Genomic DNA, 19,721 nt, shown 5'->3' with positions numbered 1-19,721 from the left:
TTCATGTAAAAGGTCACTGTGTTTCAACTGTTTTCAGCTCCTTCCAAATCGTTTGAAAGAGCTCTTGGAAATGCGTGGTCTGTCTCGCTTCAAAAGGAGAGAGAGCCCTTATGTCGTCTGGAACGGTAAAGATTCGCTGGATAGAGCCTGGATGCTTTGAGAATAAGAAAATGCGGTCACTCATTGCAATGGCTTCACCGATGTCATGTGTCACAAGGACTGCTGTTTTTTGATAGTCTTTTAATGTGTGAAAGACGAGATCTTCTAATGTGAGTTTGGTTTGGTAGTCTAGGGCTGAAAATGGCTCATCTAGTAAAAGCAGACCGGGATCAACTGCAAGTGTTCGGGCGAGAGCCGCACGCTGCCTCATTCCGCCAGACAGCTCCTTCGGATATTTTTCCTCGACTTCATGCAGTCCAAGCTTTGGCAGTAAATCAAGGGCAGCTGAGACGGACTCATGTGAATCTTGTTTCGCAATTTTTAACCCGAGAATCACATTTTCCTTGATGGTCTTCCAAGGAAATAAATAATCTTGCTGGAGCATGTAGCCGATTTGATGCTCCTGTTGATTTGGTTCTTTTCCTTCGATTAAAATTCGACCTTCAGAGGGCGGTGTAATTCCTGCGATGATAGACAGCAAGGTGGTTTTCCCGCATCCGCTGGGACCAATAAATGAGATGAATTCACCTTGGTCTATCTCCATATTGATGTGCTGTATAGCCGTTGTTTTTTCTTTTAAAGAGAAGTACGTATGGGTCACATGGTCAATTTGAAGGAAAGACATGTGCTACCTCCTATTCTATTTGTGATCTGTGACCTTCTTTGCAATGGATGAATCGACAAGTTGTTTGTACGGGATAAATTCCGGCAATTCTCCGCTCTCCTTCATGATTTCCTGCAATTTGTTCCATTCCTCTTCATTTAGAAAAGGATCTGTTGCATAGGAATCTTGTTGTTTGTAGCGTTTGATGGCAGTTGATAAGACATCAAGATCTGTATCAGGAAAATGAGATTGAATGGCCTTTGCGATCTCCTCAGGCTGCTTGGTTTCTACCCATTTCTGCGCTTTGTAAATGGCTCGGGTGAAGGCTTCGGCGGTCTCTTTGTTTTCCTCTAAGTAACTCTTCTTTGCCATGAAGGTGGTATATGGCACCTTGCCAGAAGCTTCTCCAAAGGAGGCGGTAATGTACCCTTTGCCTTCTTTTTCAAGTAAGGAAGCGGTCGGTTCGAATAACTGCACAAAATCGCCAGTTCCAGAGGAGAACGCACCTGAAATGTTGGCAAAATCAATATTTTGAATCATACGAAGATCCTTTTTTACATCAATGCCTTCTTTTTTCAAGACATATTCACCGACCATTTGCGGCATGCCGCCTTTCCGCTGTCCTAAGAAGTCTTTTCCTTTCAATTGATCCCAAGAGAACTGGTTTACTTTCTCCCTTGAAACAAGAAATGTGCCGTCTGTTTGTGTCAGCTGTGCAAAGTTCATGACAGAATCCTTTGTGTCTTGAGCCTCTACATAGATAGAGGATTCAGACCCGGTCAAGGCGATATCAGCACCGCCTGATAAGAGAGCTGTCATCGTTTTATCGCCGCCCCAAGTGGTTTTTAGTTCAACCTCTAGGCCTTCTTCTTTGAAGAAATCCTTTGATAAGGCGACATATAACGGAGCATAAAAGACCGAATGGGTCACCTCGGCTACTTGTACGGTCTGCTCTTGTTCTTTTTTACAGGCGACAAATGGAATAAAGAGCAGGACGACGACGATGAATGCCAGTCTGACTTTAATGGAACGATTCAAGAGTAATTCGCCTCCTTTGTTCTAGATCACTATTAAAGTATGTAAAAAGGGATTTTTGGTGAGTGCCTAGACGAAAATAAGAAGCGCATTGTTTATTTATAGAACGCGTCTTTTTTTCTATACTAGAGGCATGAAGGCTTTCTTGAATTTGGCAGAAATAAAGGAGCGGTTTCGTGTATAGATTGAGTTGGGTATTTGTTGGATGGTATGTAGTAGGTCTGATCTTAATGGTCTTTTTTGAAGTGCCAGCATGGCTTCAGTTTGCAAACGGAATCTTTCTTGTACTGTATGCTTGCTGCGTCATCGAGATTGGACGACAGATTTATGGCTCATGGGGGTTTGTCATTAAAAGGGCAGCCATTGTCGGAGTGCTTACATTTACGGTGGAGTGGATAGGGATTACAACGGGATTTCCGTTTGGGGCCTATGACTATTATCCGACGCTAGGCTTTCTAGTGGCGGGGGTGCCGTTAACTATTGCGTTTGCTTGGGTTGGCGTGTTTTTAAACAGCCTTTTTTTATCCAGTCAGCAGTCAAAGTGGAGACGAGCCGTCGAAACGGGGATATGGATTGTGTTGCTTGACCTCATATTAGATCCAGTAGCAGCTGAGCGGAGGTTTTGGGTATGGTATGACGGCGGTGGGTTTTATGGTATTCCTTTTGAGAATTTTGTAAGCTGGGGTATGATTGGAGCAGGTCTTTCATTTCTTTTCCCGCTTGTCTCAATTGATCAAAAGGCACTCAGCTGGACGAGCCGTATTTATCAGGCGATGGTGTTCTTTTTTGGTCTTTTGGCATTAAAGGGCGGACTCGATGTCATTTTTTATTTAGCACTGATCATTGTCATTTTGTGTGAAGGAAGGGTTCGATTTGAAAGAAAGCGACAAAAGCCGATCGTTTAGACGTCTATTTTCACTTTATCTTGAGCGATATTTACTCCATAAGCATTTCCGCTGTGTCATGATGAAAGGCTCGGTGGACCCGAAGGGAAACCTGCCTGTTCTTTATCTCGCCAATCATAGCTCATGGTGGGATGGACTAATCATTTTTCTTTTAACAGAAAAAGCGTCTGAGCTTAATCACTACATGATGATGGAAGAGAAGCAGCTGAAGCAATATACTTTTTTCCGTAAGCTTGGGGCGTTTCCGGTTCATAAAGAGAATTTGAGAAGCGTGAAGCAAGCTTTAATGACAGCAAAAGAGAACATGCAGAACGGCGGAGCGGTATGGCTTTTTCCACAGGGGAAAATTATGCATCAGGACGTGAGACCGCTTGAACTGGAAGGCGGGGCTTCTTTTTTAGTGAGACAATTTGAACAAGTCGTGGTGAAGCCTGTAACCTTGCAGTATACATTTAATCAATATCAAAAGCCGATAGTTTCTGTTGTGTTCGGTGATGATGCCATCGTATCTGGAAGCTCCCTGCGAAGCAAGGATATGACGCGTATGCTTGGCGATCTGCTTGAAACGCAGTTAAACAGACATCAATCACAGATCATTGCAGATCCTGATTTTTCAATAAACGAAGAATTTAAACAGATCACAAGGACAAGTCAGTCAACAAGTGATGCGTTTGATTCTTTTAAAAAGTGGGTGAGAACATGGCGTTCTTCTTAACTGTGATCAGTGTGCTGCTGCTTTGTCAGTTTCTATTTACGATATGGAATATGAAGCAGTTTCCCGTGTTAAAGCCCGCTTCCTTTTCGCCAGATGAACGTATTTCGTTATCGATACTGATTCCGGCTAGAAATGAGGAGAAACGGATAGAAGCCTGTCTTCAGTCGATCGTTGATCAACGTCTTTATCCGAAAGAGGTTGTTGTACTTGATGATCATTCGACAGATCAGACAAGAGCGATTGTGGAGCGCTTCTCACAAACATATCCATGGATTCGTGTGCAGTCAGGCCGGGTATTAAAGCAAGGCTGGCTAGGGAAATCATACGCTTGTTCTCAGCTTGCTGAGGCAACGGCTTCTGATTGGCTGTTATTTTTAGATGCGGATGTCCGGTTGAAACGGGGAGCAATTGAAGCTGTGTACGAGCAGTTATGCACGCAAAAAACGGGCATGCTGTCAGGCTTCCCCGAACAAAAAACAGGTACATTTTTTGAGCATCTTGTCGTTCCCATGATGATGTTTACCATTGGCTGTCATCTGCCTGTGAAGTGGGTCAGAAAATCAAAGAATCCTGCTTTTGCCGCCGCACATGGAGGCTTTATTGCCATTGAAAAGAATTGCTATCACGACATCGGCGGGCATGAAGCGATTAAGGATTCGCTAGTGGATGATATGGCATTGGCTAAACGGGTGAAGGAACAAGGCTTTCCGTTCACACTAGCAAGCATTCATCCATTTGTGTATATGAGAATGTATGAGAGTGGACAAGAGGTTTGGGAAGGCTATCGGAAAAATTTATTCCCAGGTGTCAATCGAAGCATTGCTTTGTTAAGCAGTGTCTTTTGTTTATACACCCTGCTTTATTTGGCTCCTGTCATTTGCTTGATGGTGGCTTTGCTAAAGCTGGATGTGCTGAGTATATGCTTAGCGATTCTTTGTTATGGACTAGGTGTGTCGATCAAAGCGGCAATTGATATTGAGAACGGAAGAACATCTGCAATGGCCTTTTTATTACCGGTCAGCATTTTGAGTCTGATCGCCATTGGCTTTTCTTCTATGAAAATCGGTCTGAAAAAAGAAGGGTATGAATGGAAAGGGAGAAGGTACGAATGAAAAAAGTGATCATCATCGGCGGCGGGCTTGGCGGATTATCAGCAGCGATCCGCTTACAGTCACGCGGGGTTCAGGTCACCATATTAGAAAAAGAAGCGGCTTTAGGCGGGAAATTGCAGCGCCATCAGGAGGCTGGTTATTCTTTTGATCTAGGACCGAGTACCATTACAATGAAGTCATACTTTGAGGAAGTATTTGCTTCCTGTCATAGACGGATGGAGGATTACGTCACATTTTATCCGATCTCTCCCCTGACCAAAAATGTTTTTTCAGATGGACATACGGTTGAATTTACACCGAATATTGAGCAGATGGAATCACAAATTGCAGCATTCAGTCCTGAAGATGCAAAGCAATACCGTGCATTTTTACAGGAATCAAAGATGCTTTTTGAACAGGCTGAGGATCAGTTTTTAAATCGTTTGTTATTAACGTGGAAGGATAAGGCGGATGTAAAGCTCGTGAAAGCACTTCTCTCTGTCAAACCGTTTACAACCGTTCAACGCTTGCTGCGACAATATTTCCGTCATCCGCATACATTGGCGATGTTTGGACGGTATGCGACATACATCGGCTCTTCTCCCTATGAGGCACCGGCTATTTTTAATATGATGGCGTATTTAGAAGGGGAGAAGGGGATTTATGGCATAAAGGGCGGTACATATCGTTTAGTTGAAGCATTTGAGACTTTGGCAAAGGAATTAGGTGTACAGATTCACCTGAATAAACAAGTCAACAAGATTCATGTGAAGGACCGGCGAATCAAAGGAGTAGAAACGGCTCACCAGATGTATGAAGCTGATCATGTCATTGCAGGAGCGGATGCGCTTACTGTCTACCGCCATCTGATTGATGAAAAAGACCGCCCAAGCTTTTTAAATAAAAAGCTTGCTGCCATTGAACCGTCATTATCTGGCTTTGTTCTCTTATTAGGTGTACCTAAGGTCTATGAACAGCTGTCCCATCACAATGTGTTTTTCCCAGAGAATTATGAGCAAGAATTCAAGGATATTTTTCAGAAAAAACAACTGCCTCAGGATCCGACACTTTACATATGTTATTCAGGTCATTCAGAACCAGCTTTAAGCGGAGGACCGGGAAGAAGCAACTTGTTTGTACTGGCGAATGCGCCTTATGTGACAAAAGAGCAAGATTGGGACATGCTAAGAGAGACATACTCGCAGCATGTGAAAACAAAATTAAAGGAAAAGGCTCTCTTTGATTTGGATAAGGTGGCCGAATATGAAGCGGTTCAAACTCCGCTTGATCTGCAGCAGAAAACAGGCGCATATCATGGAGCCATTTATGGTATGTCTTCCAACTCGTTCAAGCAGGCGTTCTTCCGTATCAATAATCAGTCAAAGGACATTGAAGGACTTTGGTTTGTTGGAGGAACAAGTCATCCAGGCGGAGGCACGCCAATGGTGACTAAATCGGGTCAGCTTGTCGCAGAAGCAATCATCAAGCAATTGACGTAAGAACAGATGAAAAGGAGAGAAATCAAGTGATTGTGGAAAAAAGAAGGTTTCCGTCCCCCCATCCGCATATTCACTTATTTACAGTGACCTATGAGGCAGATGGACTTCGGATCAAAGGGCTGCTCGCTGAACCGGCCGAAGAAGGTCGTTATGACGGCTTTTTGTATTTAAGAGGCGGCATAAAAAATGTGGGAATGGTGAGACCAGGCCGGATTGTGCAATTTGCCGCACAGGGATTTGTTGTATTTGCGCCCTTTTACAGAGGAAATCAAGGAGGCGAAGGGAACGAAGACTTTGCTGGAGAGGACCGGAAAGATGCTTTTGCTGCCTTTCAATTGTTAAAGCATCACAAAAAGGTGAAGCAGGATCGTATTCATATCTTTGGTTTTTCGCGCGGAGGCATTATGGGCATTTGGACCGCTGTCGAAATGAAGCAAGAGGCGGCTTCATTTGTGACATGGGGAGGTGTCAGTGATATGAAGCTCACCTATGAAGAGCGTGTGGATATGAGAAGGATGATGAAACGTGTGATTGGCGGTCCCCCGCACAAGGTGCCAGAGGCTTATGAGGACAGAACGCCTTTAAATGATGTGGACAAAATTGAAGCGCCTGTTCTCATCATCCACGGAGAAGAGGATCAGAATGTATCCATTGAGCATGCGTATTTATTAGAAGATGCGCTACGCCAGCACGGAAAGTCAGTGGAGACTTGGTATTTTCATGGATACAACCATTATTTTCCCCCGCAGAATAATCGGGAAATTGTCAGAAGGCTGACGACGTGGATGCACAGCCGGAAAAGCGGAAATGTGGTAAAATAAGCAGTATAACGAAATTTAGAAAGTAGGGGGATTTTCAATATGGGAATGCCTGTTGAATTTAATACAATGATTGTCACGAAGGGAAAAGAGACAAGAATTGAAGAGAATGTATTTGAACTCATGAAGGAAGGATACCGCATTTATCCATTAAATATTCCGCTTGAGGTGCGTAAAACGAAAGACGGAGAAAAAACAGGGACAGCACATGTTGAAAAGCTGGAGCTTACAGACAATGTGACAAAGGTCACTTACCGACTCGTTTCATTGCATTCAACAAACTAACCAAAAAAGCTGAGGGAATGATTCCCCTCAGCTTTTGTCATTTGATTATACGAGTGGTCCGCCTTTGGCTTCAATGTCACTTGCTGCGTGGCTGAATTTTTGGAAGTTCTTTTTAAATTCATTGGCAAGGAAGTGTGCTTTTTCTTGATAAGCCTCTTGGTCATCCCATGTTTTAGAAGGTTGAAGCACTTCATCTGGTACGCCAGGAATATGAAGCGGGATGTGTAATCCAAAGATGTCATCAGTGATCATTTCGGCGTTGTCGAGGTCACCTTCGATCGCTGCTTGCACCATTGCTCTTGTATGCGCTAGGTTCATACGTTTGCCTGTACCATAGCCTCCGCCAGTCCAGCCTGTATTCACAAGGAATACTTTTGCGCCGTGCTCATCAATTTTCTTGCCAAGCATTTCAGCATAGACATGAGCTGGAAGGGGCAAGAATGGTGAACCGAAGCAAGTAGAGAATGTCGTTTCTGGTGATGTGACACCGCGCTCAGTTCCAGCTAATTTACTTGTGTAACCGCTCAAGAAATGGTACATCGCCTGTTCTTTTGTTAAACGGCTGATTGGAGGTAAAACGCCAAATGCATCAGCTGTTAAGAAGACAATGGCAGATGGGTGTCCTGCGATACTTGGTTTCACAATGTTATCAATCATTTCGATTGGGTAAGCAGCTCGTGTGTTTTCAGTAAAGAATGTGTCATCATAATCCGCTTCACGTGTTTCTTCATCAAGCACAACATTTTCAAGAACTGATCCGAAGCTGATGGCTTTGTAGATTTGCGGTTCTTTTTCTTCGCTTAAATTCACACATTTCGCATAGCATCCACCCTCAATATTGAAGACTCCTGAGCCAGACCAGCCATGTTCATCATCACCGATCAGCTTGCGGCTTGCGCTTGCAGAAAGCGTCGTTTTCCCAGTACCTGAAAGGCCGAAGAATAGTGCGACATCGCCTTCTTGACCAACGTTTGCTGAGCAGTGCATAGATAAAATATCTTGCTCAGGAAGCAGGTAGTTCATGACAGAGAAAATGGACTTTTTCATCTCTCCAGCATATTCTGTTCCACCGATCAGAATGGTGCGTTTTTCAAAAGAAACGATAATAAACGTTTCAGAGTTTGTGCCATCTGTTTCAGGATCTGCTTTAAAATGCGGTGCAGATAAGATGGTGAAAGGTTTTTCGTTTGAAGAAGGTGTTGATCCGTCAGGTCTGATGAATAGCTGCTTTGCAAAGAGATTGTGCCATGCAAATTCGTTTACCACTGTAATTGGCATACGGTATCTTTCATCTGCGCCGGCAAATCCTTCAAAGACGAATAGTTCATCACGTTCTTTTAAGTATGACACAACCTTTGTATATAAACGGTCAAATGCTTCTTTAGAAATCGGCTGGTTGACTTGACCCCAATCAATTTTATGTTCAGAGCTTTCTTCTTTCACGATAAATTTATCTTTAGGCGAACGTCCTGTGTAGGCACCCGTTGTAGCACGGACAGCTCCTGTTGATGTTAAAACGCCTTCATCACGTGCCAAAATCTTTTCAACAAGTTTCGGAACAGATAAATTTTGGTGCGTATTTTCTAATGAGAGCAATGACTGCAAATCTTCTTTTAAATCCACTGAGTTCATAAAAAAACCCTTCCTTTACCGTTGAATTTGTTTTGTTTCGATTAGTATAACACATTCATAAGAATAGTCTATACTATTTAAATATTTTTGTGTGTGTTTTTTCATTTCTGCTATGAAAATATGCTTTTTGGTGATGCTAATATTGAGGTGAAAAAAAGGGAAGATAATTCTGATGAAGCATTGACATGACGCAAGTGTTTAAGATAAGATATCTTATTGAACGGATACTCTTATCCCGAGTTGGTGGAGGGACAGGCCCGATGAAGCCCAGCAACCGGTTTCTTATGAAAAGGCATGAATATGCTGAGAAACCAAGGTGCTAACCTGATGCAAGGTACAAGAACACCTTGAGCGATAAGAGTGAAAGGCATGCGATCTCAGACCCTTTCCTCGCAATGAAGGAAATGGTTTTTTTATTTTTGGGATATCATATGAACAAATTGCCAATAACATCTCTAATAGAAACGTTTTCAAATATAAGAGGGAACGAGTTCCGTATCATATTGGAGACCTCATCTTGGGATGATGTGGTCTTGTACAGGAGGAAATAGCCATTATGAGTCAAAATCGTCGTTTATTTACTTCAGAATCAGTGACGGAAGGACATCCGGATAAAATCTGTGATCAAATTTCAGACAGCATTTTGGATGAAATTTTAAAGAAAGATCCAAATGCACGTGTTGCCTGTGAAACTTCTGTTACAACGGGTCTCGTATTAGTAAGCGGAGAAATTACAACGTCTACTTATGTCGATATTCCAAAGACGGTGCGTGACACGATTAAGGAAATTGGCTACACACGTGCGAAGTATGGTTTTGATGCGGAAACATGTGCAGTGCTCACATCCATTGATGAACAGTCTGCTGATATTGCGCAAGGTGTAGACAAAGCGCTTGAAGCACGTGAAGGCACAATGACTGAAGAAGAACTTGATGCAATCGGTGCAGGTGACCAAGGATTGATGTTTGGTTTTGCCAACAACGAAACCGAAGAACTTATGCCGCTGCCGATTTCACTAGCGCATAAATTATCTCTTCGTTTAACTGAAGTTCGCAAGGATCAAACACTTGCTTATCTACGTCCAGATGGAAAAACCCAAGTAACAGTAGAATATGATGATCAAAATAAACCTGTTCGTATTGATACAGTGGTTATTTCTACACAGCATGCACCAGAAGTGACGCTTGAACAAATTCAAAGCGACTTAAAAGAGCATGTCATCAACCCTGTCGTTCCAAGTGAACTAATTGATGAACAGACAAAATACTTTATTAACCCAACTGGTCGTTTCGTGATCGGTGGACCTCAAGGGGATGCTGGTTTAACTGGACGTAAAATCATCGTTGATACGTATGGCGGATACGCTCGTCATGGCGGCGGTGCTTTCTCAGGGAAGGACGCTACAAAGGTTGACCGTTCAGCGGCATACGCTGCTCGTTACGTAGCGAAAAACATCGTAGCTGCAGGCCTTGCTGATTCTTGTGAAGTACAACTTGCTTATGCAATTGGTGTTGCACAGCCTGTCTCGATTTCAATTGATACTTTCGGAACAGGAAAAGCTTCTGAAGAAAAATTAATTGAAGTGGTTCGTGCGAACTTTGATCTTCGTCCAGCTGGCATTATTAAAATGCTTGACCTGCGTCGTCCGATCTACAAACAAACAGCTGCATACGGACATTTCGGCCGTCATGATTTAGATCTTCCGTGGGAAAAAACGGATAAGGCCGATACACTTCGTAAAGAAGCATTAGGACAATAACAACATATAAAACCGCTTATTTTAAGCGGTTTTCCTTTTGATTAAAAAAAATTCTACAAAAAGCGAAAAAATGTGAAACAAAATCGGACAAATAACTGTCTAATTATAGGTCTACTTTTAAGAAATAACATAACGTGGAGGCAATAATATGTGTGGGTTTGTTGGTGTGTTTAATCACCGTCCATTGTCCGAAACTACTGAGCAGGAAGAGTTAATTAAACAAATGAATCGTCTCATCGTTCACCGTGGTCCGGATGATGAGGGTTACTTTCATGATGAGCATGTAGGATTTGGATTTAGACGTTTAAGTATTATAGATGTTGAGCATGGAAAGCAGCCGCTTTCTTATGAAGATGAAAAGTATTGGATTATTTTTAACGGAGAAATTTATAACTATGTGGAGCTGAAGGAAGAGCTTGTGAAAAAAGGCTATACGTTCAGCACAGATTCTGATACGGAAGTACTGCTTGCCACATACCGTCATTATAAAGAAGAGGCGGCTTCTAAGCTTCGCGGGATGTTTGCCTTTTTAATTTGGGATAAAGAAGCGCAGCAATTATATGGCGCAAGAGATCCTTTTGGCATTAAACCGCTTTATTTTACACAAATGGAAGAGCAAGTGTACTTTGCGTCTGAGCGTAAAAGCTTGATGGCTGTGAACGAGAACATTTTATTTGATGAGACTTCATTGCAGCAGTACATGTCGTTCCAATTCGTTCCTGAGCCAAATACGCTTGATCAAAAGGTGCATAAAGTTGAGCCTGGTCATCAGTTTATTTTACGCCCAGGACAGGAGATCGAATTTAAGACATACTGGAAAGTTCAATTCAAACCTGAGCAAACACAAGAACAGAAGTTAATTGAAGAAGTACGTGATGCCATCTATGATTCTGTGAAAGTTCACATGAGAAGTGATGTACCTGTTGGTTCATTCCTGTCAGGTGGTATTGATTCTTCCTTCATCGTGTCTGTCGCAAAGGAATTGCACCCTGAGCTAAAGACATTCTCTGTTGGATTCCAGCAGGATGGCTTTAGTGAAGTTGATGTTGCGAAGGAAACAGCTGATAAGCTAGGCTTACAAAACTTCAGCGCCGTTATTACTCCAGAGGAATATATGAATGAGCTTCCGAAGATTGTCTGGCATTTAGACGATCCATTAGCTGATCCGGCGGCGATTCCATTGTATTTCGTGGCAAAAGAAGCGAAGAAACAAGTGACGGTAGTTCTTTCAGGTGAAGGAGCGGACGAGCTGTTCGGTGGATATAATATTTACCGTGAGCCTCTTTCTCTTAAACCATTTGAATCTGTTCCATCTATGCTGAAAAAGCTTCTTCTTCGTCTGGCTCGTTTAATGCCAGAAGGAATGAAAGGGAAGAGCTTTATCGTTCGCGGCTGTACGCCATTAGAGGAACGTTATATCGGTAATGCGAAAATCTTTGAAGAGCCAGTGAAGAAAAACCTCTTAAAGCATTATGATCCAAGCATCACGTATCGTGACGTAACGAAGACATACTTTGAGGAAAGCGCAGGCTACAGTGATATTAACAAAATGCAATATGTTGATATCCATACGTGGATGCGCGGAGACATCTTATTGAAAGCAGACAAGATGACGATGGCGAATTCTCTTGAGCTTCGTGTTCCATTCCTTGATAAGGTCGTTTTTGAAGCGGCTTCTAAAATTCCAGAAGAGCTGAAAACAAAAGATGGCACAACGAAATATTTATTGCGTAAAGCAGCAGAAGGCATTGTGCCTGACCACGTGTTAAACCGTAAAAAGCTTGGTTTCCCTGTGCCAATTCGTCATTGGCTGAAAAATGAGATGAATGCTTGGGCGAAAGACATCATCAAAAACAGTCAAACAGATGAATACATTAACAAAGAGTATGTGCTTGATTTATTAAATGAGCATTGTGCTGGTAAAGCAGATCATAGCCGTAAAATTTGGACCGTCCTTATCTTTATGATTTGGCACAGCATTTATGTAGAGCGCAGCATTGATCCAGAGCAGTTGAATCACCAACCGAAAGAAGTCATCTTTAGTTAATAAAAAAGGTTTTCAGCACAGAGCTGAAAACCTTTTTTGTCATGATAGAAAGCAGTGGAAAAGGGTAAAATAACAAGCGGTTCATAGTTATTGCTTAATATCCTGAAAAAAACATGATAAAGTGAAGATACGCGTATGATGTTAACGGGATATAAGGGAACGATAGTATTGTCCTTTTTCTACATATTCTCTACGGATTCTGTCCATGTCTTGGATATCTTCATCTGTTAATTGACGGACGACCTTGGCTGGACGGCCGAAAGCGAGTGACCCTTTTGGAATAACCTTTCCTTGAGGGACAAGACTACCTGCACCGATAAAGGCACCTTCGCCAATTTCTGCACCATCGAGAATGATAGACCCCATACCTATGAGGGCATTTTTTCGAATGATTGAGCTATGTAATGTGACTTGGTGTCCAATGGTAGCACCATCTTCTATAAGAAGTGTTTTTCCAGGACTTTGATGCAGACAGGATAAATCTTGAATATTGACGTTTTTTCCAATTCTCACAGGAGCGACATCGCCTCTAATGACCGTTTGGAACCAAACGCTTGAATATTCTCCAATCGTGACATCTCCAGTAATGGTGGCGTTTTCTGCGACAAAGACCGATTCGTGAATCTCAGGTGTAAACTGATGATATGGATAAATCACTTTTTCGACTTCCCTTCTTAATACAACATTTGTGAGGTGTTTACTTTGTGGACTTGGCATGCTGAAAGACCAGTTGGTACAATTGTGATTGTACATGGTGCGAGCGAATATCACGGCCGCTATAAATGGCTGATCGAAATGTGGCGAAATGCCGGCTATCACGTCGTCATGGGTGACCTGCCTGGGCAAGGGACATCGACACGTGCGCGCGGCCACATTCGTTCGTTTCAAGAATACATTGATACAGTAGATGAATGGATCGAACATGCGAAATCATTCAGGCTTCCTACTTTTTTACTTGGTCACAGTATGGGCGGACTCGTTTCAATTGAGTGGGTCAAGCAGTATACCCATACGAAGATTGATGGCCTTATTTTATCATCACCTTGTTTAGGTCTGCAATTTAAACCAAAGAAGCTAATGGATTTTGCATCAAAAGGTCTAAATGTGCTGGCACCGTCCTTTAAAGTCGAGTCAGGACTGTCGATTGAACTTGCCACACGAAATCAGGCTGTGATTGAGGCAGACTCAAATGATTCCCTTTACGTAACAAAGGTGTCGGTTCGCTGGTACCGAGAGCTGATCAAAAATATTGATGCGGCCATGCAGCCAACGAATGTCTTTAAATCGATTCCGCTCCTTTTAATGCAGGCGGGCGATGATAAGATTGTCGATAAAACGAGGGTGATCAAATGGTTCAATGGCATTGAATCAACCAATAAGTCATATCGTGAATGGGAAGACCTGTATCACGAAATTTTTAATGAACCGGAAAGAGAAGATGTGTTTAAGGCAGCAAGAGCCTTTACAGATCAATATATTTGATGGTGAGCTTTAAGTTAGGGGTGGATTGATTTGTCAGTACCAGAGCGTCCTTTTGCACTGATGACCAAGGTGTATAAAGATATTTTTCCGCTTGTGCATCAGGAGCTGAAAAAGTGGCGGGCTCATGCAGAAATGATTGAAAATGAAGAACTGCGTACGCAGGCATTAGCGAGCATATCAAGTAAAACCTTTCACTGCGAAGGCGGAGGCATTTTATCTCTTCTAGCAGGTGAGGCGAAAGAAACGTGTATTGAATTCATTGTGGCGTATCAAACCATCAGTGATTACTTAGATAACCTATGTGACCGCAGTACGTCGCTTGATCCAAAAGATTTTCATATGCTGCATCAAGCAATGAGAGATGCGCTTGATATTCATGCTGAGCTCAAACCTTACTACCAATTCCGTGATGATCAAGAGGATCATGGGTATTTACACGCGCTTGTCCGCACATGCCAAGACGTGCTGTCGCGCCTTAAGCATTATCCGATCATTCAGCCATATTTACACACGCTGTGCGATTACTACAGTGATTTGCAAGTACATAAACACGTCGTTCCTCATGAGCGTGTGCCGCGGCTAGAATCGTGGTTCCGCCAATATGAAAAGGATTTACCTAAGATGGAATGGTATGAATTTTCAGCTTGTGCAGGATCAACGTTAGGGATTTTCTGTCTTGTGGCGTACGCGCTGCAGCCGAACTTTACAGAAAAGCAGGCGAAGCAAATTTACGAAAGCTATTTCCCTTATATTCAAGGTCTGCACATTTTACTTGATTATTTAATTGACCAAGAAGAAGATAGGCTTGGGGGAGATCTGAACTTTTGCTCCTACTATGCTTCTCATCATGAGATGATGGATAGACTTCAGCATTTTATTGAAAAAGCGGATGAGCAGCTGAAAGGCATTCCGCACGAAAACTTTCACAAATTGATTAACAGAGGATTATTGGCAGTCTATTTGTCCGATGAAAAAGTAACAGCCCAAAAAGAGATGAATAAACTGGCAAAACGGCTGATCAGATCAAGCGGGAAAACATCGTTCTTTTTCTATATCAACGGAAGAGCTTACCGGACCTATCAGAAAATGCCTTGGATGAAATCCTCATAAAAAAGCTCAAATCCATTAGGATTTGAGCTTTTTTTCAATGGCGACCACAAAAGGCGGGTCGTTTTGAATATTCATGTATTGATATGATAAAACTTGCACCTCTTCATGAGGAAGTGATCTGCAATAGTCGAGAAGTACTTCTTTTTCTCTTTTCCCTTCGGGGTGTCCATGATAAATCACAAGGACGATCAGACCCCCGGGTTTAAGCCAGTTGAGGAGCTGCTCAATGGCTTCAATGGTTGTATGGGCCTGAGTGGTGACGGCTTTATCGCCTCCGGGCAAGTACCCAAGGTTAAACACCGCACCTGAGATATATCCATAAACATCTCTTGGCAGGTGTTGAGCCAGTTTTTCATGACCATCGTGAATCAGGTGAACATAAGGATATCCCTCGCCAAGCCTTTTGCGTGTGTGCAGTATGGCTTCTTCTTGTACGTCGAATGCGAAAACTTGTCCATCATGACCGACAAGATCAGCTAAATAGAGTGTATCGTGGCCATTTCCCATCGTTGCATCAATGACGACATCGCCTTTTTGACAAGCCCGTTCTAATAGCTCTTTACTAAAAGGGAGCATGCGTTTCAAGATCATTTTGCTGCTTCTTCCAATCTGACGAAACGCTTGCCTTGGTAGCTGTTACGTCTTTCAAGCTCAGCATTAATGGCATTTAATACTTCCCACTTGTTTACACTCCACATTGGACCAACCATTAATTCAATCGGGCCATCCCCTGTAATACGATGAATAATCATTTCTGGCGGCAGGATCTCCAGCTGATCACAAACAAGCTGGACATATTCCTCCTGGCTGAGAAACTCCAATTTGCCTTTTTCGTATTGCTTGACCATTGGGGTTCCTTTTAAAAGGTGAAGTAAATGAATTTTAATTCCTTGCACATCTAAATCAGCAACAGCTTTTGCTGTCTCCATCATCATGTCACGGTTTTCAAGAGGCAAGCCGTTGATGATATGCGAGCAGACACGAATGCCGTGTTTTCGCAGTTTTTCTACACCTTCTACGTAGCATTCATAATCATGGGCACGGTTAATAAGCATCGCTGTCCGTTCATGAACCGTTTGAAGACCAAGCTCTACCCAAAGATAAGTGCGCTCATTTAATTCAGCTAAATACTCCACCACGTCATCTGGCAGGCAGTCAGGTCTTGTCGCAATAGATAAACCAACCACACCATCCAAATTCATCACGGTTTCAAATTTTTCCTTTAAAACAGGAAGCGGGGCGTGTGTGTTTGTATACGCCTGAAAATACGCCATATATTTTCCGTCTTTCCATTTTGTATGCATCCGGTCTTTGATTTCGTTAAATTGAGTGACGAGATCATCCGCCCGGTTTCCTGCAAAGTCACCAGATCCTGCGGCACTGCAAAATGTACAGCCTCCATGGGCTACAGTACCATCACGGTTTGGGCAGTCAAAGCCGCCATCTAAGGCCACTTTAAATACTTTATGACCAAAGTGTTCTCGCAAATGATAGTTCCATGTGTGATAGCGTTTTTCGCTGTTTGAATATAAAAAAGGGTTATGCTGATCCAAGTCAGTAACCTCCTTGCGTAATAATAGGCATCCTTAAAGTTTAACAAAAATCATGAAGGAGGACAATTGAATCTGTCCAACATTTTCTTTAGTGAAAAAGCTTTACGTGGGCAAAATAGGCGGGAGCGATGATGAAATGGAGGGAATGCAGGATGGCAACAAGGCAGTCAATCGATGAATTTATCCAAAAAAGTACTGAAACCCTTGAGTTTGCAAATGAGCAATTTGATTTGAACTTACGTCAAGAGCATTATAATGAGGATGAATTTTCTAAGGCGCAGCTTATGCTGGAAGATGCGGTGAACGAATTAGAAAAATTAAAGGATGTCGCCAATGACCAGCAAAGAGAGCGGTTAGACAGAGCACGTGTTCAAATTCAAAGCTTACAAAATCAAATGATTTTAGGTATTTCTTACGACAACGAATGATGAACAGATCCTTTTTTAAGGGTCTGTTTTTTATTTTTTGAAAGGCTATTGACTTTTTATTTGAGTGTCTATATTGTATTAAGTGTACTACATCAACTAATACACTAAAGACACTTACAAAGTGAAGAAAGGTGTTCAACCATGAAAAAAGAAAAAAAACCAATCAATTTAAAGTGGATGGTGCTGGCTGTTTTGTTAGCATGTACATTTTTTTTCGTTCTCGTTTTCATTGGTTTTGAAGTTCAAAAAGATTTGATACTTAATTCAATCCCTTTAATGCAAGGGCATGAACAAGCAATAGGACTGCAAAAGCATGAATGAGGAAAGAGGGAGCCATCATGATTCAAATAGATCCACGAAGCGCTGCGCCAATATATGAGCAAATCATTGAGCAACTCAAAATTTTATGTCTAAAAGGTGTAATGAAACCTGGTGACAAACTGCCCTCTGTCAGAGAGCTCGCCACTATTATCATCGCCAATCCAAACACCGTCAGTAAAGCATATAAGGAGCTTGAGCGGGAAGGGATTATTGAAACACTAAGAGGCCGCGGTACGTATGTAACAGAAGAGGCTCAGTTAAAGCTGAATGAAGGGAAGGTATTGGAGATGAAGGAGCAATTAAGACAACTCATTATAGAAGCTCATTATGCCGGTATTGATATTCAACAACTGAAGGAATGGATAGAAGAGATCGGCTCAAGTCTTGAGGGAGGAAAAAAAGTTGATTGAGGTTAGAAATGTATCGAAGACATTAAATGGACGTGAAGTACTCAGTAACGTTTCCTTCAAATTAGGCGAAGGTGAGATCTTTGGTTTGCTTGGTAGGAATGGCTCTGGTAAAACAACTCTTCTCCGCTTGATTCAGCAAATTCTTCTTCCGGATGAAGGAGAGATTTATTTTAAAGACGTGCTTGTGAAAGATCACCCGTTAGTAAAGCAAAATATTGTGTATATGCCAGTCGTCAATCCTTACTTTGACAGATACAATTACGGGCAGCTTGTCCAGCTGTTAAAGCATATTTATCCGAAGTTTGACGTGACATATGCCAATGAGCTTGTGAATCGCTATGAAATTCCGGAAAAAGTAAAATACCGCGAACTATCGACAGGGTTAAAAAAACAGCTGTCATTAATTTTAAGCTTTGCGATCAAGCCAGCCGTGATTCTGTTAGATGAACCGACAGATGGTATTGATGCCGTCACAAGAAATGATGTTCTTCAGCTCATGATCGACGAGGTAGCGGAACGTGAAACGTCGATTCTCATCACATCGCACCGATTAGAGGATATTGAGCGGATGTGTAACCGAATCGGGTTTTTAGAAGGAAATCAACTCACAAGTGTCATGGATCTAGATGAATTAAAGAATGATTATGTCAAAATCCAGATGGCCTTTGAAGAAGATATGAACTTGAGTATACGAAAAAATGGTGTTGCTATATTAGATCAAGCGGGCATTTTTTATACAGCGCTTGTTCTTAAAACCGATGTAGAGGCTAAAGAGTACTTGAAGTCGCTGCAGCCAAAAGTATGGCATGAACTGCCTGTGAATTTAGAAGAAGTATTCATTGCAAAGTTTGGAGGGAAACGGAGATGGTAAAGCGGCAATTATTATATAAAGAGTGGAAGCAATCAGAGCTGACATTTATTTTAGTGATGCTGGTTGCCGCGCTTGCGACGCCCTTTGCATTCTTAATGGAATATTCGTCTTTTCAAACGTGCATAAACGATACAGATTGTATTACGGATTCACCACGTTTTTCTTATATCTTTAAGACGGATGCTTTTCTCTCCCTTTCATGGTTAATGGGAATTTTCTTTGCTGTCGTTCAGCTTGGATTTGAGAGAAATAAAGGACAGATGGATTTTACCTTATCCTTGCCATTTAGAAGAAGTACGATCTATCACACTAAGTTTTTCTTAGGCGCTGGAATCATTGCGATTATTCATTCCGTCTCCTATGTTCTCACTTATTTACTTATATTAGGACTTAATCCATTAGAGGTACCTGGTTTTAACAGCAGTTATTTCTTTTCGCTTCTGTCCTCTTGTATGATGTATAGCTTATTCTTTGCAGCTGGAACTTTAACAGGAAGTGCTATTTCCCAGGCAATCGTTGCCTTTAGCACAGCTATTTTACCCTTTTTAGTGATTGGACTACCGATCGTTCATCTCGATTTTATCATGAAAACAAGTGGAATATGGGTGGATCGAATCTTCAATTATTTGATCTCGCCTATTTCTCCGATTACTTATATCACCACTGAACGTTTTCAACATGATTATCCACTTTGGTTCCCTGGTGAAGAATTCATCGTACCCATTGTGATGATGATTGTATTTTATCTCATTGGTTTGCTTAGCTTTATCAAGCATCCTATTGAACGAAATGGCCGGTTCTTCCTTTACTCAAAAATGGATAGACCAATTCAGATTATGGTCATTGTCTTTGGTGTTCTAGGATTTGGATGGGTTGGATTTTCTTCTGATAATTCCATGTTTGGTTATATCACTGGCATGTTAATAGGCGGCGTTGTAGGTGCATTAACAAGTTATTTCTTAATATATCGAAAAAGATAAACAGAGAGCAGGGGAGT

Annotated in this window: 21 protein-coding genes and 1 riboswitch; of the genes, 15 read left to right on the top strand and 6 right to left on the bottom strand. The window is 42.0% G+C overall.

Translation table 11 applies throughout. The features are described 5' to 3' along the window. Positions 1-13: 13 nt before the first annotated feature. Together ACQYAC_RS08025 and ACQYAC_RS08020 are read right to left on the bottom strand one after the other, a co-directional pair. Positions 14-784 carry an ABC transporter ATP-binding protein gene (locus ACQYAC_RS08025; RefSeq protein WP_429943076.1) on the bottom strand — a complete coding sequence of 257 codons (771 nt, stop codon included), beginning with the start codon at positions 782-784 and terminating at the stop codon, positions 14-16. Positions 785-799: 15 nt separating this feature from the next. Continuing rightward, positions 800-1,801, bottom strand: a complete 1,002-nt coding sequence (locus tag ACQYAC_RS08020) for an ABC transporter substrate-binding protein (protein ID WP_339163587.1) — start codon at positions 1,799-1,801, stop codon at positions 800-802. A 173-nt stretch (positions 1,802-1,974) separates the two neighbouring features. Here ACQYAC_RS08020 and ACQYAC_RS08015 point away from each other — a divergent pair, with 173 nt between their 5' ends. From ACQYAC_RS08015 to ACQYAC_RS07990, 6 genes are read left to right on the top strand one after another with little or no spacing between them, the layout of a single operon-like run. Further along, positions 1,975-2,703: a carotenoid biosynthesis protein gene (locus tag ACQYAC_RS08015; RefSeq protein ID WP_058014993.1), complete on the top strand. Its 729-nt coding sequence runs from the start codon at positions 1,975-1,977 to the stop codon at positions 2,701-2,703. Beyond that, a complete protein-coding gene (locus ACQYAC_RS08010) occupies positions 2,672-3,418 on the top strand; it encodes a lysophospholipid acyltransferase family protein (RefSeq protein ID WP_339163584.1) in 747 nt (248 codons plus the stop codon). The genes ACQYAC_RS08015 and ACQYAC_RS08010 overlap by 32 nt, the downstream gene beginning before the upstream one ends. Then, positions 3,403-4,530 (top strand): glycosyltransferase, encoded by a 1,128-nt coding sequence (locus tag ACQYAC_RS08005; RefSeq protein WP_429943075.1) that lies wholly within the window; start codon positions 3,403-3,405, stop codon positions 4,528-4,530. Before ACQYAC_RS08010 ends, ACQYAC_RS08005 begins: the two co-directional genes overlap by 16 nt. Next, on the top strand, positions 4,527-6,008 hold the full coding sequence (locus ACQYAC_RS08000; protein ID WP_429943074.1) for a phytoene desaturase family protein: 1,482 nt from the start codon (positions 4,527-4,529) through the stop codon (positions 6,006-6,008). The genes ACQYAC_RS08005 and ACQYAC_RS08000 overlap by 4 nt, the downstream gene beginning before the upstream one ends. Before the next feature lie 26 nt (positions 6,009-6,034). Further along, positions 6,035-6,829: an alpha/beta hydrolase family protein gene (locus ACQYAC_RS07995; RefSeq protein ID WP_429943073.1), complete on the top strand. Its 795-nt coding sequence runs from the start codon at positions 6,035-6,037 to the stop codon at positions 6,827-6,829. Between the two features lie 39 nt (positions 6,830-6,868). After that, the gene (locus ACQYAC_RS07990; RefSeq protein ID WP_003217584.1) at positions 6,869-7,111 is read left to right on the top strand and encodes a DUF2584 domain-containing protein; all 243 of its coding nucleotides are present in this window, start codon (positions 6,869-6,871) and stop codon (positions 7,109-7,111) included. 45 nt (positions 7,112-7,156) lie between these two features. Here the strand turns inward: ACQYAC_RS07990 and pckA are convergent, their stop codons facing one another. Then, entirely contained in the window at positions 7,157-8,743 is a 1,587-nt protein-coding gene (gene pckA / locus ACQYAC_RS07985; RefSeq protein ID WP_012010978.1) for a phosphoenolpyruvate carboxykinase (ATP), read from the bottom strand. Between the two features lie 227 nt (positions 8,744-8,970). After that, positions 8,971-9,104, top strand: a riboswitch (SAM riboswitch). A 195-nt stretch (positions 9,105-9,299) separates the two neighbouring features. Between pckA and metK the strand changes: the two genes are divergently transcribed. Beyond that, positions 9,300-10,502: a methionine adenosyltransferase gene (gene metK, locus ACQYAC_RS07980; protein ID WP_058014998.1), complete on the top strand. Its 1,203-nt coding sequence runs from the start codon at positions 9,300-9,302 to the stop codon at positions 10,500-10,502. 148 nt (positions 10,503-10,650) lie between these two features. Next, a complete protein-coding gene (gene asnB, locus ACQYAC_RS07975) occupies positions 10,651-12,549 on the top strand; it encodes an asparagine synthase (glutamine-hydrolyzing) (RefSeq protein WP_429943072.1) in 1,899 nt (632 codons plus the stop codon). Between the two features lie 141 nt (positions 12,550-12,690). On the opposite strand, the gene ACQYAC_RS07970 is transcribed toward asnB, so the two are convergent. Next, on the bottom strand, positions 12,691-13,206 hold the full coding sequence (locus tag ACQYAC_RS07970; RefSeq protein ID WP_058015000.1) for a gamma carbonic anhydrase: 516 nt from the start codon (positions 13,204-13,206) through the stop codon (positions 12,691-12,693). Between the two features lie 45 nt (positions 13,207-13,251). Between ACQYAC_RS07970 and ACQYAC_RS07965 the strand changes: the two genes are divergently transcribed. Together ACQYAC_RS07965 and ACQYAC_RS07960 are read left to right on the top strand one after the other, a co-directional pair. Then, on the top strand, positions 13,252-14,031 hold the full coding sequence (locus tag ACQYAC_RS07965) for an alpha/beta hydrolase (RefSeq protein WP_058015001.1): 780 nt from the start codon (positions 13,252-13,254) through the stop codon (positions 14,029-14,031). A gap of 30 nt (positions 14,032-14,061) precedes the next feature. Then, positions 14,062-15,141 (top strand): tetraprenyl-beta-curcumene synthase family protein, encoded by a 1,080-nt coding sequence (locus ACQYAC_RS07960; protein ID WP_180310321.1) that lies wholly within the window; start codon positions 14,062-14,064, stop codon positions 15,139-15,141. A gap of 15 nt (positions 15,142-15,156) precedes the next feature. Here ACQYAC_RS07960 and ACQYAC_RS07955 read toward each other — a convergent pair whose 3' ends face one another. Together ACQYAC_RS07955 and ACQYAC_RS07950 are read right to left on the bottom strand one after the other, a co-directional pair. Then, the gene (locus ACQYAC_RS07955) at positions 15,157-15,732 is read right to left on the bottom strand and encodes a class I SAM-dependent methyltransferase (protein WP_426971474.1); all 576 of its coding nucleotides are present in this window, start codon (positions 15,730-15,732) and stop codon (positions 15,157-15,159) included. Further along, on the bottom strand, positions 15,729-16,694 hold the full coding sequence (locus ACQYAC_RS07950) for a TIGR01212 family radical SAM protein (RefSeq protein WP_012010971.1): 966 nt from the start codon (positions 16,692-16,694) through the stop codon (positions 15,729-15,731). Before ACQYAC_RS07950 ends, ACQYAC_RS07955 begins: the two co-directional genes overlap by 4 nt. A 152-nt stretch (positions 16,695-16,846) precedes the next feature. On the opposite strand from ACQYAC_RS07950, the gene ACQYAC_RS07945 reads away from it, so the two are divergent. From ACQYAC_RS07945 to ACQYAC_RS07925, 5 genes are all read left to right on the top strand, one after another. Continuing rightward, positions 16,847-17,122: a YtzC family protein gene (locus ACQYAC_RS07945; protein WP_034665376.1), complete on the top strand. Its 276-nt coding sequence runs from the start codon at positions 16,847-16,849 to the stop codon at positions 17,120-17,122. Between the two features lie 141 nt (positions 17,123-17,263). Next, the gene (locus ACQYAC_RS07940) at positions 17,264-17,443 is read left to right on the top strand and encodes a hypothetical protein (protein WP_012010969.1); all 180 of its coding nucleotides are present in this window, start codon (positions 17,264-17,266) and stop codon (positions 17,441-17,443) included. Between the two features lie 17 nt (positions 17,444-17,460). Next, positions 17,461-17,853, top strand: coding sequence for a GntR family transcriptional regulator (locus ACQYAC_RS07935; RefSeq protein ID WP_044142160.1), 393 nt, complete (start codon positions 17,461-17,463; stop codon positions 17,851-17,853). Continuing rightward, positions 17,846-18,724 (top strand): ATP-binding cassette domain-containing protein, encoded by an 879-nt coding sequence (locus tag ACQYAC_RS07930; RefSeq protein WP_041815864.1) that lies wholly within the window; start codon positions 17,846-17,848, stop codon positions 18,722-18,724. The genes ACQYAC_RS07935 and ACQYAC_RS07930 overlap by 8 nt, the downstream gene beginning before the upstream one ends. Next, positions 18,718-19,704, top strand: coding sequence for an ABC transporter permease subunit (locus ACQYAC_RS07925; RefSeq protein ID WP_429943071.1), 987 nt, complete (start codon positions 18,718-18,720; stop codon positions 19,702-19,704). The genes ACQYAC_RS07930 and ACQYAC_RS07925 overlap by 7 nt, the downstream gene beginning before the upstream one ends. The last annotated feature ends 17 nt before the right edge of the window (positions 19,705-19,721 follow it).

The sequence above is a fragment of the Bacillus sp. MM09(2025) genome (genome assembly GCF_050496725.1).
In the GTDB taxonomy this organism is placed as follows: domain Bacteria; phylum Bacillota; class Bacilli; order Bacillales; family Bacillaceae; genus Bacillus; species Bacillus pumilus.
This window is presented reverse-complemented; position numbering and strand designations above follow the sequence as displayed.

Excerpts from the sequence above, each read along its gene's own strand:
- ACQYAC_RS08025 (WP_429943076.1), bottom strand. The coding sequence starts at position 784 with ATGTCTTTCCTTCAAATTGACCATGTGACCCATACGTACTTCTCTTTA.
- ACQYAC_RS08005 (WP_429943075.1), top strand. The coding sequence starts at position 3,403 with ATGGCGTTCTTCTTAACTGTGATCAGTGTGCTGCTGCTTTGTCAGTTT.
- ACQYAC_RS08000 (WP_429943074.1), top strand. The coding sequence starts at position 4,527 with ATGAAAAAAGTGATCATCATCGGCGGCGGGCTTGGCGGATTATCAGCA.
- ACQYAC_RS07990 (WP_003217584.1), top strand. The coding sequence starts at position 6,869 with ATGGGAATGCCTGTTGAATTTAATACAATGATTGTCACGAAGGGAAAA.
- pckA (WP_012010978.1), bottom strand. The coding sequence starts at position 8,743 with ATGAACTCAGTGGATTTAAAAGAAGATTTGCAGTCATTGCTCTCATTA.
- metK (WP_058014998.1), top strand. The coding sequence starts at position 9,300 with ATGAGTCAAAATCGTCGTTTATTTACTTCAGAATCAGTGACGGAAGGA.
- asnB (WP_429943072.1), top strand. The coding sequence starts at position 10,651 with ATGTGTGGGTTTGTTGGTGTGTTTAATCACCGTCCATTGTCCGAAACT.
- ACQYAC_RS07955 (WP_426971474.1), bottom strand. The coding sequence starts at position 15,732 with ATGATCTTGAAACGCATGCTCCCTTTTAGTAAAGAGCTATTAGAACGG.
- ACQYAC_RS07945 (WP_034665376.1), top strand. The coding sequence starts at position 16,847 with ATGGCAACAAGGCAGTCAATCGATGAATTTATCCAAAAAAGTACTGAA.
- ACQYAC_RS07940 (WP_012010969.1), top strand. The coding sequence starts at position 17,264 with ATGAAAAAAGAAAAAAAACCAATCAATTTAAAGTGGATGGTGCTGGCT.
- ACQYAC_RS07935 (WP_044142160.1), top strand. The coding sequence starts at position 17,461 with ATGATTCAAATAGATCCACGAAGCGCTGCGCCAATATATGAGCAAATC.
- ACQYAC_RS07925 (WP_429943071.1), top strand. The coding sequence starts at position 18,718 with ATGGTAAAGCGGCAATTATTATATAAAGAGTGGAAGCAATCAGAGCTG.